Below are 13,631 nucleotides of genomic sequence, written 5' to 3' on the forward strand. Positions count from 1 at the left end.
CCGTCCGGACATCAGCACGTCCCAGAGTCGGCCCGTCCGGACATCAGCACGTCCCAGAGTCGGCCCGTCCGGACATCAGCAGTCCGAGAGCCGGCCCGTCCGGGGATCGGTGCGTTCAGGAATCGGCGCGACGCCGTCTCGGCGGGGGCGCGATCCGGTTGAGGCCGGCTCGGATCAGTTGAGGCCGGCTTCGGATCAGTTGAGGCCGGCTTCGGATCAGTTGAGGCCGACTCAGATCAGCGGCTGGGGCTGCGTCAGCTCGTCGTAGACGCTGAGGACCTGGGCGACGGTCTCGTCCTCGGTGGGCCAGGTGGCCGCCTGCCGGGTGCCGAGGTCGCGGAGTCGCTCGCGCCGTCCGGGGTCGTCGAGCAGCCGGGCGACGGCGTCGCCGAGCGCGTCCGCGTCGCCGGGCGGGACGAGTTCGGCGGCGTCGCCGACGAGTTCGCGGACGCCGCCGGTCCGGGCGGCGACGAGCGGCACGCGCGCGTGGAGCGCCTCCTGCGCCGCCACGGACCGCGCCTCCTCGTCCCCCGCCAGCACGGCGAGATCGGCCGCGGCCAGCAGTTCGCCCACGTCGTCCCGCCGCCCGATGAGCCGGACGGGCAGTTCCTCGTCCTCGATGCGCTGCTGGAGATCGGCCCGCAGCGGTCCCTCCCCCACGACCACGACCAACGGCACGGGGTCCAGCAGGCGCCACGCGCGCGAGGCGTCCAGCAGGACGTCGTAGCCGCGGTGGCGCTCCAGTGAGCCGACGGCCATCAGCAACGGGCGTCCGATCGCGCCGAGTTCGGCGCGCACCTTGGACCGCGGCCGTTCGGGGTCCTCCTCGGCGGGGCGGGCTCCCGGCAGGGCCACGGCGGCGAGCCGGGCATCCCGCGCGCCCGTCCGGCGCGCCCGGTCCACCAGGTCGGACGTCGTTCCCAGCACGACGGCGGCCGCCTTCGCGACCCGCCGCTCCAGCAGGCGCAGCAGATGGGCGCGGGCGCCCTCGGCGTACGCCCGGTCGTGCCAGGTGACGACGAGCGGGGTACGCCGGCCGCCGAGCGCCAGCACGGCCCGGAAGGAGGCGTGCAGTCCGTGCGCGTGGACGAGGTCGGCGCCCGTACAGGCCGCCCGCAGCGCCGTCACGGACGCGGGGTCGCTGCTGCGCGGGACGGGCACGTGTTCGGCTCCGGTGCCCGTGAAGTCGTAGGTGTGATCGGCCTCCGTGGGGGCGCACACCGTCACCCGCACGCCCCGTGCGACGAGCCCCGCGGCCAGGGAGCGCACGTGCGCGCTGCTGGCGGCGTTGCCGCCGCCCAGCACCTGCACGGTGCGCAGCGGCGACTGGCCGTGCGGTGAGTGGATGCTCACGTGGCCGGGGCTCCTGGTTCGGCATCGGACGGTCACGAAGAAACGTGCGGAAGGGGGCCGGACGGAGGGGTGGACCGCTCGGGCTCCTCCCTCTCCTGCGTCAAGGATGCCAGCACGTACGGGTGTTCCGTGCCGTCGAGCGCCCGGGGCTCCGGCAACACGGCCCCGCATGTCACTCACACGAGTGAAGGAGGGCGGGGTTCCGTTCGAGCGTGTCAGGCCTGCGAGCAGATCGGCGACCGCGCGCCACCACTCCCCCGCCGTCCGCCCCCGCCCCCGCCCCCGCACCTCCACGCCCCGCGCCCACCACCTCCGCGCCCCGGGCCCCGCGTCAGCCGGCCCTGCGCTACGCGTCCGCCCGCGCCGTCGCCAGCAGTTCCTCCGCGTGGGCCCGGGCCGTCTCCGAGTCCTCCTGTCCGGCGAGCATCCGGGACAGTTCCCGGACCCGCTCCTCACCCTCGAGGACCTTCACGCCGGACCGGGTCACGGACCCGTCGTTCGTCTTCTCCACCAGCAGCTGCCGGTCGGCGAAGGCGGCGACCTGCGGAAGGTGCGTGACCACGACGACCTGCGCCGTCTTCGCGAGCCGCGCCAGCCGCCGCCCGATCTCGACCGCGGCCTTGCCGCCCACGCCCGCGTCGACCTCGTCGAACAGATACGTCGGCACGGGATCCGTCCCCGCGAACACGACCTCCACGGCGAGCATCACCCGCGAGAGCTCACCACCGGAGGCGCCCTTGGCGATGGGCCGCGGCGGCGCCCCCGGGTGCGGGGCGAGCAGCAGCTCGACCTCGTCGGCGCCGGACGGCCCGTAGGCGACCGTCCGCCCGCCGACCTCCACGCCCTCGGGGTCCGGCGTCTGCCGGATCTCGAACGACACGCGCGCGTGCGGCATGGCCAGCGACGCCAGCTCGGCGGTCACGGCGGCGGCGAACCGCTCGGCGGCCTCCGCCCGCGCGTCCGTCAACGCCTGCGCCAGCCCGCCCAGTTCGGTCCGCAGCGCGTCCCGTTCGGCGATCAGCTCGTCGATCCGCTCGTCGTCGCCGTCCAGCTCGGTCAGCCGCGCGGCACCCCGCTCGGCCCACGCGAGCACACCGGTGACGTCGTCGCCGTACTTCCGGGTCAGCGCGGTGAGCGCGGCCCGCCGCTCCTCCACGGCGGCCAGCCGCAGCGGGTCGGCGTCGAGGTCGTCGGCGTACCCCGCCAGCTCCCCCGCGACGTCGCCGAGCAGGATCGCGATCTCCCCGATCCGGTCCGCGAGCGCGGACAGCGCCGGATCGTGCGCCCGCACCGCCTCCAGGGCCCGCTGCGCGCCCGCCACGAGCGTCGCGGCGTCGATGCCCTCGGGATCCTCCGGGTTGCCCGCCAGAGCGGCGTGGGCTGCCGTGGCGGCCGAGGACAGCGCCTCCGCGTGCCCGAGCCGCTCCGCCTCCTCCGCCAGCTCCACGTCCTCCCCGGCGCGCGGCTCCACCCCCGCGATCTCGTCGAGCCCGTAGCGCAGCATGTCGGCCTCCTGGGCCCGCTCACGCGCGCGCGTGGTGATCTCGTCGAGCTCGCCGGACACAGCCCGCAGCCGCCGGTAGGCCTCGGTGTACTTGGCCAGCGGCACGGCGACGGCGTCCCCGGCGTACCGGTCGAGCGCCTGCCGCTGCCGGGACAGCTTCAGCAGTCCCTGCTGGTCGGTCTGCCCGTGCACGGCCACCAGTTCGTCGGCCAGCTCGGCCAGCACGCCCACCGGCACGCTGCGCCCGCCGACATGCGCCCGCGAGCGCCCCTCGGCGGAGACGGTACGGCTGATCAGCAGCGCCCCCTCGTCGAGCTCGGCCCCGGCCTCCTCGGCCCGTACGAGCACCGAGGCGTCCGCGGGCACGGCGATCCGCCCCTCGACGACCGCCTTCTCGGCGCCGATCCGCACGAGCGCGGCGTCGGCGCGCCCGCCCAGCAGCAGCCCGAGGCTGGTGACCACCATGGTCTTGCCCGCGCCTGTCTCACCCGTGACGGCGGTGAAGCCTGGCGACAGCTCGACGACCGCGTCGTCGATGACTCCGAGCGACCGTATCCGCATCTCCTCCAACACGGACACGACCTTACGAGGTCCGGGAGGAGAAGTGCGAGGCGCCCTGTCACCCGGGCGGGTTGCGGTGCCCCGGGGACGCGGGACCGTGGGCCGATGCCCGGCCCCGCCGCGCGGGCGTCACCGGCCCCGCCGCGCGGGCGTCACCGGCCCCGCCGCGCGGGCGTCACCGGCCCCGCCGCGTGTGCGCGACCGGCCCCGCCGCGTTGGCGCGACCGGCCCCGCGCGCCCCGCGGCCGCCCGGCGGTCCCCGACCCTCCTCTGCGGACGGCTAGTGACGGGCCCCTCGCCACCCGGAGACGGGCAGCGCGAACTTCGCCACCAGCCGATCGGTGAACGAGGCGTGATGCAGTCGCGCCAGCCGCACCGGCACGGCCCCCCGCCGCACCTCGACCCGGGCCCCCGGAGGCAGCTCGAAGGTCCGCCGCCCGTCGCACCACAGCACGCCCGGCGGAATGTGCGGCAGCAGTTCCACGGCGAGCACCGAGTCCGGCGAGGTCACCAACGGCTTCGCGAACAGCGCGTGCGCGCTGATCGGCACCATCAGCAACGCCTCGACCTCGGGCCACACCACCGGCCCGCCGGCCGAGAACGCGTAGGCGGTGGACCCGGTGGGCGTCGACAGCACGATCCCGTCGCACCCGAACCCGGTGACCGGCCGCCCGTCGATCTCCAGCACGACCTCCAGCAGCTTCTCCGCCCCGGCCTTCTGCACCGCCGCCTCGTTCAGCGCCCAGTCGGTGTGCACGATGTCCCCGTTGCGGTGCACGACGACATCGACGGTCATCCGCTCCTCGACCTCGTACGCCCGCGACACCACCCGGTCGACGACCTTGTCGAGGTCGTCCCGCTCGGCCTCGGCCAGGAAGCCCACGCTGCCCAGGTTCACGCCGAGCATCGGCACGCCGGACGCCCGCGCGAACTCCGCGCCCCGCAGCAGCGTGCCGTCACCGCCGAGGACGATGAGCAGCTCGCAGCCCAGCAGGCACTGCGGGGTGGCCTCGGCGACCAGCTCCACCTCGTCCGGCAGGGGCAGGTCGGCTGCCTCGTACTCCAGGACGCGCACGCCGATGCCTTCGCGCAGCAGCCCCTTCACGACCAGCTCCGCGCTGCGGATCGCGGCGGGCCGGCCCGTGTGGGCCAGCAGGAAAACAGTACGAGCTCGGTTCTGTGTCAACGCGGCCCCTCCGCCACTGCACGGTCAACATCCGCCGGGTCCAGGGCGGGCGCCCCGGCCCGGAGCCACAGAAAGTACTCGACGTTGCCCGAGGGCCCGGGCAGCGGACTGGCGGTGACACCCTTCACCCCGAGTCCGAGGTCCCACGCCTTCGCGGCCACGCCACGGACGGCCTCGGCCCGCAGCTGCGGGCTGCGGACGACGCCCCCGCTGCCGAGCCGTTCCTTCCCCACCTCGAACTGCGGCTTGACCATCATCACCAGGTCGGCGTCCGGCCCGGTGCACCGCGCCAGGGCCGGCAGCACCAGCCCGAGCGGAATGAAGGACAAGTCCCCCACGACAAGATCCACTGGCTCCCCATCGATCGCTTCGAGCGTCAGCTCGCGTACGTTCGTACGGTCCTTGACGGTGACGCGTTCATCGCTCTGCAGGGACCAGGCGAGCTGTCCGTACCCGACGTCGACGGCGACGACGTGCGCGGCGCCCGCCCGCAGCAGGACGTCGGTGAAGCCCCCGGTGGACGCGCCGGCGTCCAGCGCCCGCCGCCCCTCGACGACGAGCCCCTGCGGCACGAACGCCGTCAGCGCGCCGGCCAGCTTGTGCCCGCCGCGCGACACGTAGTCGGGATCGCTGTCGTCGGTGGCGACGACGATGGCCGCCGCGGTCTCCACCTGCGTGGCCGACTTGGTCGCGACGGTCTTGCCGACGGTGACCCGTCCCGCGGCGATCAGCTGGCCGGCGTGCTCGCGCGACCGCGCCAGCTTCCGGCGCACCAGCTCCGCGTCCAGACGACGACGTGCGACTCCTGCCACGTTCGGTTCAGCTCCTACCGGTGTACGTCGAGGGGGGCGCCGGAGGTCCCGGGCGGGCGTCGAGCGCGGTGAGCGCGTCGCGCAGCCCCCTGTGTACATCCTCGTACACCTCCAGATGGCCGTCCGTGGCGAGGTGGTCGGCGTCGGCCAGCCGCTCCAGGCGGGCGTCGACCTCGGCGTCACCGGTGGGCGTGCGGGGAACGTGCAGGGGCGCGGGGGCGGCGGGGTCGTCCCCGGGTCCATCGGGTCCGCCAGGTCCATCGGGTCCGCCAGCCGCGCCGGGTGCGCCGGGTGCGCCGGGTGCGTCGGATACGGCGTCGGCGCCCGGCGGGGTCTCGGCGTCCCGCACGACGCCCGTGTCCCGCACGGGCCCGTCGTCACGCGAAGGCCCGTCGTCCTGCGGGTGCCCGGCGTGCCGTACGGGCCCGGCGCCCGGCGCGAGCCCGGTGTGCGGCGGGAGCCCGTCGTCCGGCGCTGTGTCGCTCATGCCCCGACGCTACCGCGAACCGCTGGGGTACCGTCGGGCGCGATGGCCACGATCGAGGAGTGCCGCGCCGCACTGGAGAAGTTCTCGGAGAACCTGGGGGGCGCCGAGGGCGACGCCCGTGAGGCCGCGGCCCTGGAACGGTCGGTGAGCTGCCGTCTCACCGACCTGGACGTCACCTTCGTCGGCCGCCTCACCGGCGGCCGCCTGGAGGTCGACGACACCGTCCAGGGCCCGCCGCCGGAGAAGGCCCAGCTCCGTCTCACCATGACCGGGGACGACCTGGTGGCGATGGTGGACGGCGACCTGCCCTTCGCGAAGGCGTGGGGTTCGGGCCGGGTGAGGCTTCAGGCGGGCCTGCGCGACCTGTTCCGGCTCCGGAAGCTCCTGTGAGCCCGGTGAAGCCCCGGAAGGGCTCCGGTGGCCCTCAGGAGGCCTCCGCGGCCGCGACCTTCCGCACGTCGGTCCGCGCCTTGCGCGCCGCCGGCACCACCAGCGGCGTCCCCGTCTCCGGGTCGTCGATGACCTGGCAGCGCAGCCCGAAGACCTCCTCGACCAGCCCGGCCGTGACGACGTCGTTCGGCGCGCCCTGAGCGATGACCTCGCCGCCCTTCAGGGCGATGAGGTGGGTGGCGTACCGGGCCGCGTGGTTGAGGTCGTGCAGGACGGCGACCAGGGTGCGGCCCTGTTCCTCGTGCAGCTCGGCGCAGAGGTCGAGGACGTCGATCTGGTGCTGGATGTCGAGGTAGGTGGTCGGCTCGTCGAGCAGCAGCAGCGGGGTCTGCTGGGCGAGCGCCATCGCGATCCACACCCGCTGCCGCTGACCGCCCGACAGCTCGTCGACGTACCGGTCGGCGAGCTCGGCGACGCCGGTCTGCGCCATGGACTCCTGGACGACCCGCTCGTCCTCCGTCGACCACTGGCGCAGGATGCCCTGGTGCGGGTAGCGGCCACGGCCCACCAGGTCGGCGACGGTGATGCCGTCGGGCGCGATCGAGGACTGCGGCAGCAGGCCCAGCGTCCGCGCGACCTTCTTGGCGGGCATCGACTGGATGACCTGCCCGTCGAGCAGCACCTGGCCCAGGCTCGGCTTCAGCATCCGCGACAGCGCCCGCAGCAGCGTCGACTTGCCGCAGGCGTTGGGGCCGACGATCACGGTGAAGGAGTTGTCGGGGATCTCCACCGACAGCTGTTCGGCGATGACCCGCTGGTCGTAGGCGAGGGTGACGTTCTCGGCGGACAGGCGGTTCACGGTGCTCCTTTGGTTGTTCAGCCCGTGGCTGACACGGGTGGTGGCGCTCAGGTCCCGGCCGGACTCCCGGTCCCGGCCGGGCGTCATATCCGGCCCGACCGGCGCTCGGTGACCAGCAGCCACAGCAGGTAGACGCCGCCGAGCACGCCGGTGACGACACCCACGGGCAGCTGTCCGTCGCCGAAGAGCCGCTGCGCGGCCCAGTCGGCGGTGACCAGGAGGGCGGCGCCCATGCACAGCGCGGGCAGCAGGTTCGGGCCGGGCGAGCGGGTCAGGCGCCGGGCGAGCTGCGGCGCGGTGAGCGCCACGAACGCGACGGGTCCGGCGGCGGCGGTGGCGGCCGCGGTGAGCAGCACGGCGGCGACCATCAGCAGCAGCCGTACGCGCTCCACCCGCACCCCCAGGGCGTTGGAGACGTCGTCGCCCATCTCCATCATCCGCAGCCCGCGCGCGTTGGCGAGGACGAGCGGAACGAGCACGCACACCAGCGCGAGCAGCGGCCAGACCTGCTTCCAGTCCCGGCCGTCGAGCGAGCCGGTCATCCACACGACCGCGCGGGCCGCGTCGACGAGGTCGGCCTTGGTGATGAGGTATCCGTTGACCGCTGTCGCGATGGCCGACACGCCGATGCCGACCAGCACCAGCCGGTAGCCGTGCACGCCCCGCTTCCAGGCGAGCAGGTAGATGGCGGCGCCGGTGACCAGACCGCCGACGAGCGCCCCGACGGCGACCTGGTTGGCGGAGCCGGACATCAGCACGATCACCACGAGCGCGCCGGCCGTCGCCCCCTGCCCGAGCCCGAGCACGTCCGGGCTGCCCAGCGGATTGCGGGACACGGCCTGGAACACGGCGCCGCCGAGACCGAGCGCGGCACCGGCGAGCAGCCCGACGAGGACGCGCGGCAGCCGCAGCTCGTTGACGATGAACTCCTGGCCCTCGGTGCCGTTGCCCGCCAGCGTCTTCAGCACGTCGACGGCCGGGATCGGGAAGTCGCCGGTGCCGATCAGCACCACACTCGCGGTGAGCGCGGCGGCCACCAGCAGTACGACGACGGCCAGGGCACGCGGGGCCACCCGCAGGGAGAGCCCCCCGGGCGTGCGCAGGGCACGGGGCGCACCCGGCGTACGGGCGCCCGTGCGGGTGGTCCCCCCGCGCTGCCCGGTCCCCTCCGCGGAGGTCTGCCCCGAGGTCTCCCCCGAGGTCTGCGCCACGGTCTTGGATGCGGTCTTCACAGCTGGGCCGTCCTCCGCCGTCGTACGAGAAAGATGAAGACCGGGCCGCCGATGACGGCGGTGATGATGCCGACCTGGACCTCCGACGGCCGGGCGACGACCCGGCCGATCACGTCGGATCCGAGCAGCAGCACCGGAGACAGCAGGGCCGCGTACGGCATGATCCAGCGCAGGTCGGGGCCGGTGAAGGAGCGGACGACGTGCGGGACCATCAGCCCGACGAACACGATCGGCCCGCAGGCGGCGGTCGCGGCACCGCACAGCACGGTGGCGGCGAGCATGGACAGCGCCCGCGTGCGGTTGAGGTGGGCGCCGAGCGCCTTGGCGGTGTCGTCGCCCATGGCCATGGCGTTGAGCGGCCGGGCGAGCGCGAACGCCAGGAGCGTGCCGACCGCCAGGAAGGGCAGCACCTGCCGGATCGTCTCGTCGGTCGCGGAGGTCAGCGAACCGACCGTCCAGAAGCGCATCCTGGCGAGCGCCGCCTTGTCCATGATCATGACGGCCTGGACGTAGCCGAAGAGCGCGGCGCTGATCGCGGTGCCGGCCAGCGCGAGCCGCACCGGCGTGGCCCCGCGGCTGCCACCGAGGAACCACACCAGCGCGCCGACCGCGGCCGCCCCGAAGAAGGCGAACCACACATAGCCGGTCAGGCTGGTGACGCCGAGATAGGTGATGGCGGTGACGACCGCGGCCGAGGCGCCCGCGTTGATGCCTAGCAGCCCAGGGTCGGCCAGCGGGTTGCGCGTGAGGGCCTGGAGCACGGCTCCGGAGAGCCCCAGCGCGGCACCGACCAGCAGCCCGAGCGCCGTCCGCGACAGCCGCTCTCCCACGACGACGTCGCCGTAGGTCCCCGTGTCCTGGAACAGGCCGTGCCAGACCTGGTCCAGCGAGAGTTCCTTGGCCCCGATGGCGACACTCGCCACCGCCACCAGCAGCAGGACCGCGAAGGAGACGAGCAGCCCAAGGGAACGGCCCGCCCGGCGGGTTGGGGGCGCGGGGGCGGTCTCCGCGCGCTGTTGTGGAACACTGTCGACCAACACGCAGTTAGGTTAGCCTACCCTCCTCACCTGGCTCGATGCCCTGACGACACCCGTTGCGCACTTTCCCGATCCGGCTCCGGTGCCACGCCACCGTGGGGCGGCCGGCTCACAGCCCGAGCCGCGCCAGCGCCTTCTCCGCGTCCAGCTCGCACGCACTGTCACCCGCCGCCGTCCAGGCGGCCGCACACAGCGCCCTCAGCCCGTCCAGCGCGTCGCCGTCCCCCTCCAGGCGCAGCCGCTCGGCCCCGGCCGTCGCGGTCCATCCACCGCACCGGAAGCCGTCCCCGTCGGCCGTCACCCCGGGCTGTCCGGTGAGCAGGCCCCGCAGGTCCGCGTCGACGTAGGTCGGCCGGTGCTGCGGCGGCGCGGCGAGGAGCTGCGCGCCGTCGGTCACCCCGGTGAGGACCAGCAGCGAGTCGACCTCCCCGTTGAACGCCCCCTCGATGTCGGTGTCCAGCCGGTCCCCCACCACCAGCGGCCGCTCGGCGCCGGTGCGCAGGATCGTCTCCCGGTGCATCGGGGGCAGCGGCTTGCCCGCGACCTGCGGCTCGGCGCCGGTCGCGATCCGCACGACCTCCACCGCGGCCCCGTTGCCCGGGGCGATCCCCCGCCCGCTGGGGATGGTCAGGTCGGTGTTGGACGCGAACCACGGCACCCCGCGCGCGACGGCGTACGACGCCTCCGCGAACCGCCCCCACGGCAGGTCCGGCCCGCCGTACCCCTGGACGACGGCCGCCGGGTCGTCGTCCGCCGACTCCACCGGCACCAGACCCCGCTCCCGGAGCGCGACCCGCAGCCCGTCCCCACCGATGACGAGCACCCGTGCCCCGGCCGGCACCTGCTCACCGATGAGCCGGGCCACCGCCTGCGCCGAGGTGATGACGTCCTGCGCTCCGGTCGGTATCCCCAGCTCCGTCAGATGCGCGGCCACGGTGTCGGGCGTCCGCAGCGCGTTGTTGGTGACGTACGCGAGACGCATCCCGCCCTCCCGCGCGGTGGCCAGGGACTCGACGGCGTGCACGATCGCGCTCCCGCCCGCGTACACCACCCCGTCCAGGTCGAGCAGCGCCGTGTCGTACGCCTCGCTCAGGGCCTGTCCACTGCCCTCGGGCCCCGTCCTGACGCTCGGGCTCATTCCGCATCGCTCCTCGTTCGCTCGCTTTCCCCGATCATCCCGCATGCCACTGACACACGTACGATGCCGGGATGAACTCAGCGGGTCACTCGGAAGCAACGGCGCCCCGAGGCCTGGAACTCACCCCGTTCCGAGGCCTGCGCTACGACCCCGACCGGGTCGGCAGTCTGGCCGCCGTCACGTCCCCGCCGTACGACGTCGTCGTCCGCCCCGACGGCCTGCACCACCTCCAGGACGCGGACCCGTACAACATCGTCCGGCTGATCCTTCCCCAGGCCGGCACGGCCTCCGCCCGCAACGAGCAGGCCGCGGCCACCCTGCGCCGCTGGCTTGCCGAGGGCGTCCTGGCGGCCGACCCCGAACCGGCCCTGTACGTCTACGAACAGCGGCACTCCGACGGCGTCCTCCAGCGTGGCGTCATCGGCGCCCTGCGCGTCTCGGAGCCCTCGGCGGGCGTCGTCCTCCCCCACGAGGACGTCATGCCGCACGTCGTCGCCGACCGCGCGGCCCTGATGCGCGCCACGCACGCCAACCTCGAACCCCTGCTGCTCACCTACCGGGGCGACGGCGCCGCGGCGGACGTCGTGGACCGCTCCACCGAGCGGCCCCCGCTGCTCTCCACCGCCACGGAGGACGGCTACCACCACCGCCTCTGGTCGATCACCGACCCCGCCGAAGTGGCCCGCGTCCAGTCCGGTCTCTCCGCCCACCAGGCCCTGATCGCCGACGGCCACCACCGCTGGGCGACGTACCGGCGGCTCCGCGCGGAGCACACCTCCCCCAGTCCCTGGGACCACGGCCTGGTCCTCCTGGTCGACACGGCCCGCTATCCGCTGCGGGTCCGCGCCATCCACCGCCTGCTGCACGGCCTGCCGGTGGCGGACGCCCTGTCCCGTGTCGAGGGCCTCTTCCGCGTCCGCCGCCTGACGGGACCGCTGCCGGAGGCGCTCGCCGCCCTGGCCGACGCCGCCTGCGCGGGCAACGCCTTCCTCCTGGCCGGCGACGGCGCCTTCCACCTCCTCGACCGCCCCGATCCGGCCCTGCTGGCCCGCACGGTGCCCGCCGACCGCCCGGAGGCCTGGCGCTCCCTGGACGCCACAGTCCTGCACATGACACTCCTGGCCCATGTGTGGCACGTCCCGGACGACGACCCGTCCCGCATCGCCTACATCCACGACACGGCCGCGACGGTCGAGAAGGCGCGGCGCGACGGCGCCACGGCGGTGCTGCTGCACCCGGTCCGCGAGGACGTGGTCCGCGATCTGGCCCGCCAGGGCGTCACCATGCCCCGCAAGTCGACGTCCTTCGGTCCGAAACCGGCTTCGGGCCTGGTGCTGCGCGCCCTGGACCTCTGACCTTCCGCACGGCGAAGGGGCGGGATCCCGGCTTCCACCGGACATCCCGCCCCTTGCTCCCGCGCTGACGTGTGTCAGTCCTGCTGACCGTCGGTCCTGCCGTCGGTCCTGCCCTCGGCCGACTCACCACCGGCCGGCTCGCCGTCCACCGGCTCACCGTCCACCGGCTCACCTTCGGCCGCTTCCTCGTCCAGCGCGTCGACGAACTCCACGCCGTCCAGTTCCGCCAGCCGGTCCGAGGCGTCCGTGCTGCCGTCCCGGTCGGCCTCGACGGCCTTCGCGAACCATTCCCGCGCTTCGCTCTGCCGTCCGGCGGCCTGGAGCGCGTCCGCGTACGCGTAGCGCAGTCGGGCGGTCCACGGCTGCACGGAGTGGGAGGCCAGCTCGGGGCTCTGCAGCGTCACGATGGCCGCGTCCAGCTGTCCCATGTCCCTGCGGGCGCCGGCCGCGACGAGCCGCATCTCGACCTGCCCGGCCTTGTCGAGCTTGTGCACCTCGGGTGCCCCGGCCATGTCCAGCGCCTTCTCGGGACGGCCGAGCCCACGCTCGCAGTCGGCCATGACGGGCCACAGCTCCACCGACCCGGTCATCCGCCGGGCGGCCCGGAACTCGGCGAGCGCCTCGCTGTACTTCTGGTTGGCGTACGCGGCGAATCCGGCAGCCTCCCGCACGGCGGCGACCCTCGACGCCAGTCGCAGCGCGACCTTGGAGTAGCCGTAGGCCCTTTCCGGGTCCTCGTCGATCAGCCGCGCCACCATCACCAGGTTCTTGGCGACGTCCTCGGCGAGCGTCTTCGGCAGGCTCTGGAGCTCCTGCCGTACGTCCTTGTCGATCTCGTCGCCGGTGACGTCCTCCGGGATCGGCAGCCGCTTGATCGGCTCGCGGTCCCGGTCACGCTCCCGCTCGTCGCGGAACCGCCCGCCGCCCCGGCGGTCGTCCCGTCCGTCGCGGCCCCGGAAGCCACCGGGCCTACCACCCCGGTCGTCCCGACGCGGGCCGCGCCCGCCGCGATCGTCCCGCCCACGGTATCCACCGCGTTCGCCGCCCCGGCTGTCGTCACGCCGGTCGTCACGCCGGAAGCCGCCACGGTCCCCGCGGTCATCGCCGCGACGGTCGTCACGGCGGTCGTCACGGCGGTCGTCACGACGGAACCCACCACGGTCCCCGCGATCGTCACGACGGTCGTCACGCCGGAAGCCGCCACGGTCATCACCCCGTCGGTCGTCACGGCGGTCGTCACGGCGGTCGTCACGGCGGTCATCGCGCCGGAACCCACCACGGTCCCCGCGATCGTCACGACGGTCGTCACGCCGATCGTCGCGCCGGAACCCGCCCCGGTCGTCACGACGGAAACCACGGTCGTCACGATGGCCGTAGCCACCCCGGGGTTCGTCGCGGCGGTCGTCACGGCGGTCATCGCGCCGGTCGTCCCTGCGGTCGTCACGGCGGTCGTCGTGGCGGAAACCGCCGCGTTCGCCGCGGCCCCCACGGTCCCGGTCGTCACGGCGGTCATCACGGCGGTCATCGCGCCGGACGTAGCCGCTTCGCTGGTCGTCGCGCCGGAAGGCGGGCCGGTCACCACGGTCCCCGCGATCGTCCCGGCGTGCCCCGCGGTCGCGGTCGTCCCGCTGGAATCCGGGACGCGAACCACGGTCGCCTTCACGGCGGTCGTCACGCCGGCCGAAGCCACCGCGGTCACGATCGCCGTACCCACCAC

Annotated in this window: 12 protein-coding genes and 1 pseudogene; 2 read left to right on the top strand and 11 right to left on the bottom strand. The window is 74.4% G+C overall.

The window, feature by feature from the left end; genetic code table 11:
- Nucleotides 1-231: 231 nt before the first annotated feature.
- The 5 genes from ACFV9M_RS08945 to ACFV9M_RS08965 form a co-directional block, all read right to left on the bottom strand.
- A complete protein-coding gene (locus tag ACFV9M_RS08945) occupies nt 232-1,353 on the bottom strand; it encodes a glycosyltransferase family 4 protein (protein WP_385070922.1) in 1,122 nt (373 codons plus the stop codon).
- 346 nt (nt 1,354-1,699) lie between these two features.
- Nucleotides 1,700-3,418, bottom strand: a complete 1,719-nt coding sequence (gene recN, locus ACFV9M_RS08950) for a DNA repair protein RecN (protein ID WP_385071072.1) — start codon at nt 3,416-3,418, stop codon at nt 1,700-1,702.
- A 280-nt stretch (nt 3,419-3,698) separates the two neighbouring features.
- Nucleotides 3,699-4,604, bottom strand: coding sequence for an NAD kinase (locus ACFV9M_RS08955; RefSeq protein WP_385070919.1), 906 nt, complete (start codon nt 4,602-4,604; stop codon nt 3,699-3,701).
- Nucleotides 4,601-5,416 carry a TlyA family RNA methyltransferase gene (locus ACFV9M_RS08960; RefSeq protein ID WP_385070916.1) on the bottom strand — a complete coding sequence of 272 codons (816 nt, stop codon included), beginning with the start codon at nt 5,414-5,416 and terminating at the stop codon, nt 4,601-4,603. The genes ACFV9M_RS08955 and ACFV9M_RS08960 overlap by 4 nt, the downstream gene beginning before the upstream one ends.
- Nucleotides 5,417-5,423: 7 nt before the next feature.
- Nucleotides 5,424-5,765, bottom strand: a complete 342-nt coding sequence (locus tag ACFV9M_RS08965) for a hypothetical protein (protein ID WP_385071070.1) — start codon at nt 5,763-5,765, stop codon at nt 5,424-5,426.
- Between the two features lie 180 nt (nt 5,766-5,945).
- Here ACFV9M_RS08965 and ACFV9M_RS08970 point away from each other — a divergent pair, with 180 nt between their 5' ends.
- A complete protein-coding gene (locus ACFV9M_RS08970; protein WP_385070913.1) occupies nt 5,946-6,293 on the top strand; it encodes a sterol-binding protein in 348 nt (115 codons plus the stop codon).
- 34 nt (nt 6,294-6,327) lie between these two features.
- On the opposite strand, the gene ACFV9M_RS08975 is transcribed toward ACFV9M_RS08970, so the two are convergent.
- The 4 genes from ACFV9M_RS08975 to ACFV9M_RS08990 all read right to left on the bottom strand — a co-directional run bounded on the left by ACFV9M_RS08975 (nt 6,328) and on the right by ACFV9M_RS08990 (nt 10,559).
- Complete coding sequence (locus ACFV9M_RS08975; RefSeq protein WP_385070911.1) at nt 6,328-7,239, bottom strand: ABC transporter ATP-binding protein; 912 nt, start codon at nt 7,237-7,239, stop codon at nt 6,328-6,330.
- Complete coding sequence (locus ACFV9M_RS08980; RefSeq protein ID WP_385071067.1) at nt 7,236-8,255, bottom strand: FecCD family ABC transporter permease; 1,020 nt, start codon at nt 8,253-8,255, stop codon at nt 7,236-7,238. Before ACFV9M_RS08980 ends, ACFV9M_RS08975 begins: the two co-directional genes overlap by 4 nt.
- A gap of 125 nt (nt 8,256-8,380) precedes the next feature.
- A complete protein-coding gene (locus ACFV9M_RS08985; RefSeq protein WP_385070909.1) occupies nt 8,381-9,424 on the bottom strand; it encodes a FecCD family ABC transporter permease in 1,044 nt (347 codons plus the stop codon).
- A 106-nt stretch (nt 9,425-9,530) separates the two neighbouring features.
- Nucleotides 9,531-10,559, bottom strand: a complete 1,029-nt coding sequence (locus ACFV9M_RS08990; protein WP_385070906.1) for an HAD hydrolase-like protein — start codon at nt 10,557-10,559, stop codon at nt 9,531-9,533.
- 71 nt (nt 10,560-10,630) lie between these two features.
- On the opposite strand from ACFV9M_RS08990, the gene ACFV9M_RS08995 reads away from it, so the two are divergent.
- Entirely contained in the window at nt 10,631-11,914 is a 1,284-nt protein-coding gene (locus ACFV9M_RS08995) for a DUF1015 domain-containing protein (RefSeq protein ID WP_385070903.1), read from the top strand.
- A 74-nt stretch (nt 11,915-11,988) separates the two neighbouring features.
- On the opposite strand, the gene ACFV9M_RS09000 is transcribed toward ACFV9M_RS08995, so the two are convergent.
- Together ACFV9M_RS09000 and ACFV9M_RS09005 are read right to left on the bottom strand one after the other, a co-directional pair.
- Nucleotides 11,989-12,780 carry a hypothetical protein gene (locus ACFV9M_RS09000; RefSeq protein ID WP_385071065.1) on the bottom strand — a complete coding sequence of 264 codons (792 nt, stop codon included), beginning with the start codon at nt 12,778-12,780 and terminating at the stop codon, nt 11,989-11,991.
- A gap of 21 nt (nt 12,781-12,801) precedes the next feature.
- Nucleotides 12,802-13,631: pseudogene (locus ACFV9M_RS09005) on the bottom strand (hypothetical protein); the annotation flags it as partial.

This window comes from Streptomyces sp. NPDC059895 (assembly GCF_042731035.1).
Lineage (GTDB): Bacteria > Actinomycetota > Actinomycetes > Streptomycetales > Streptomycetaceae > Streptomyces.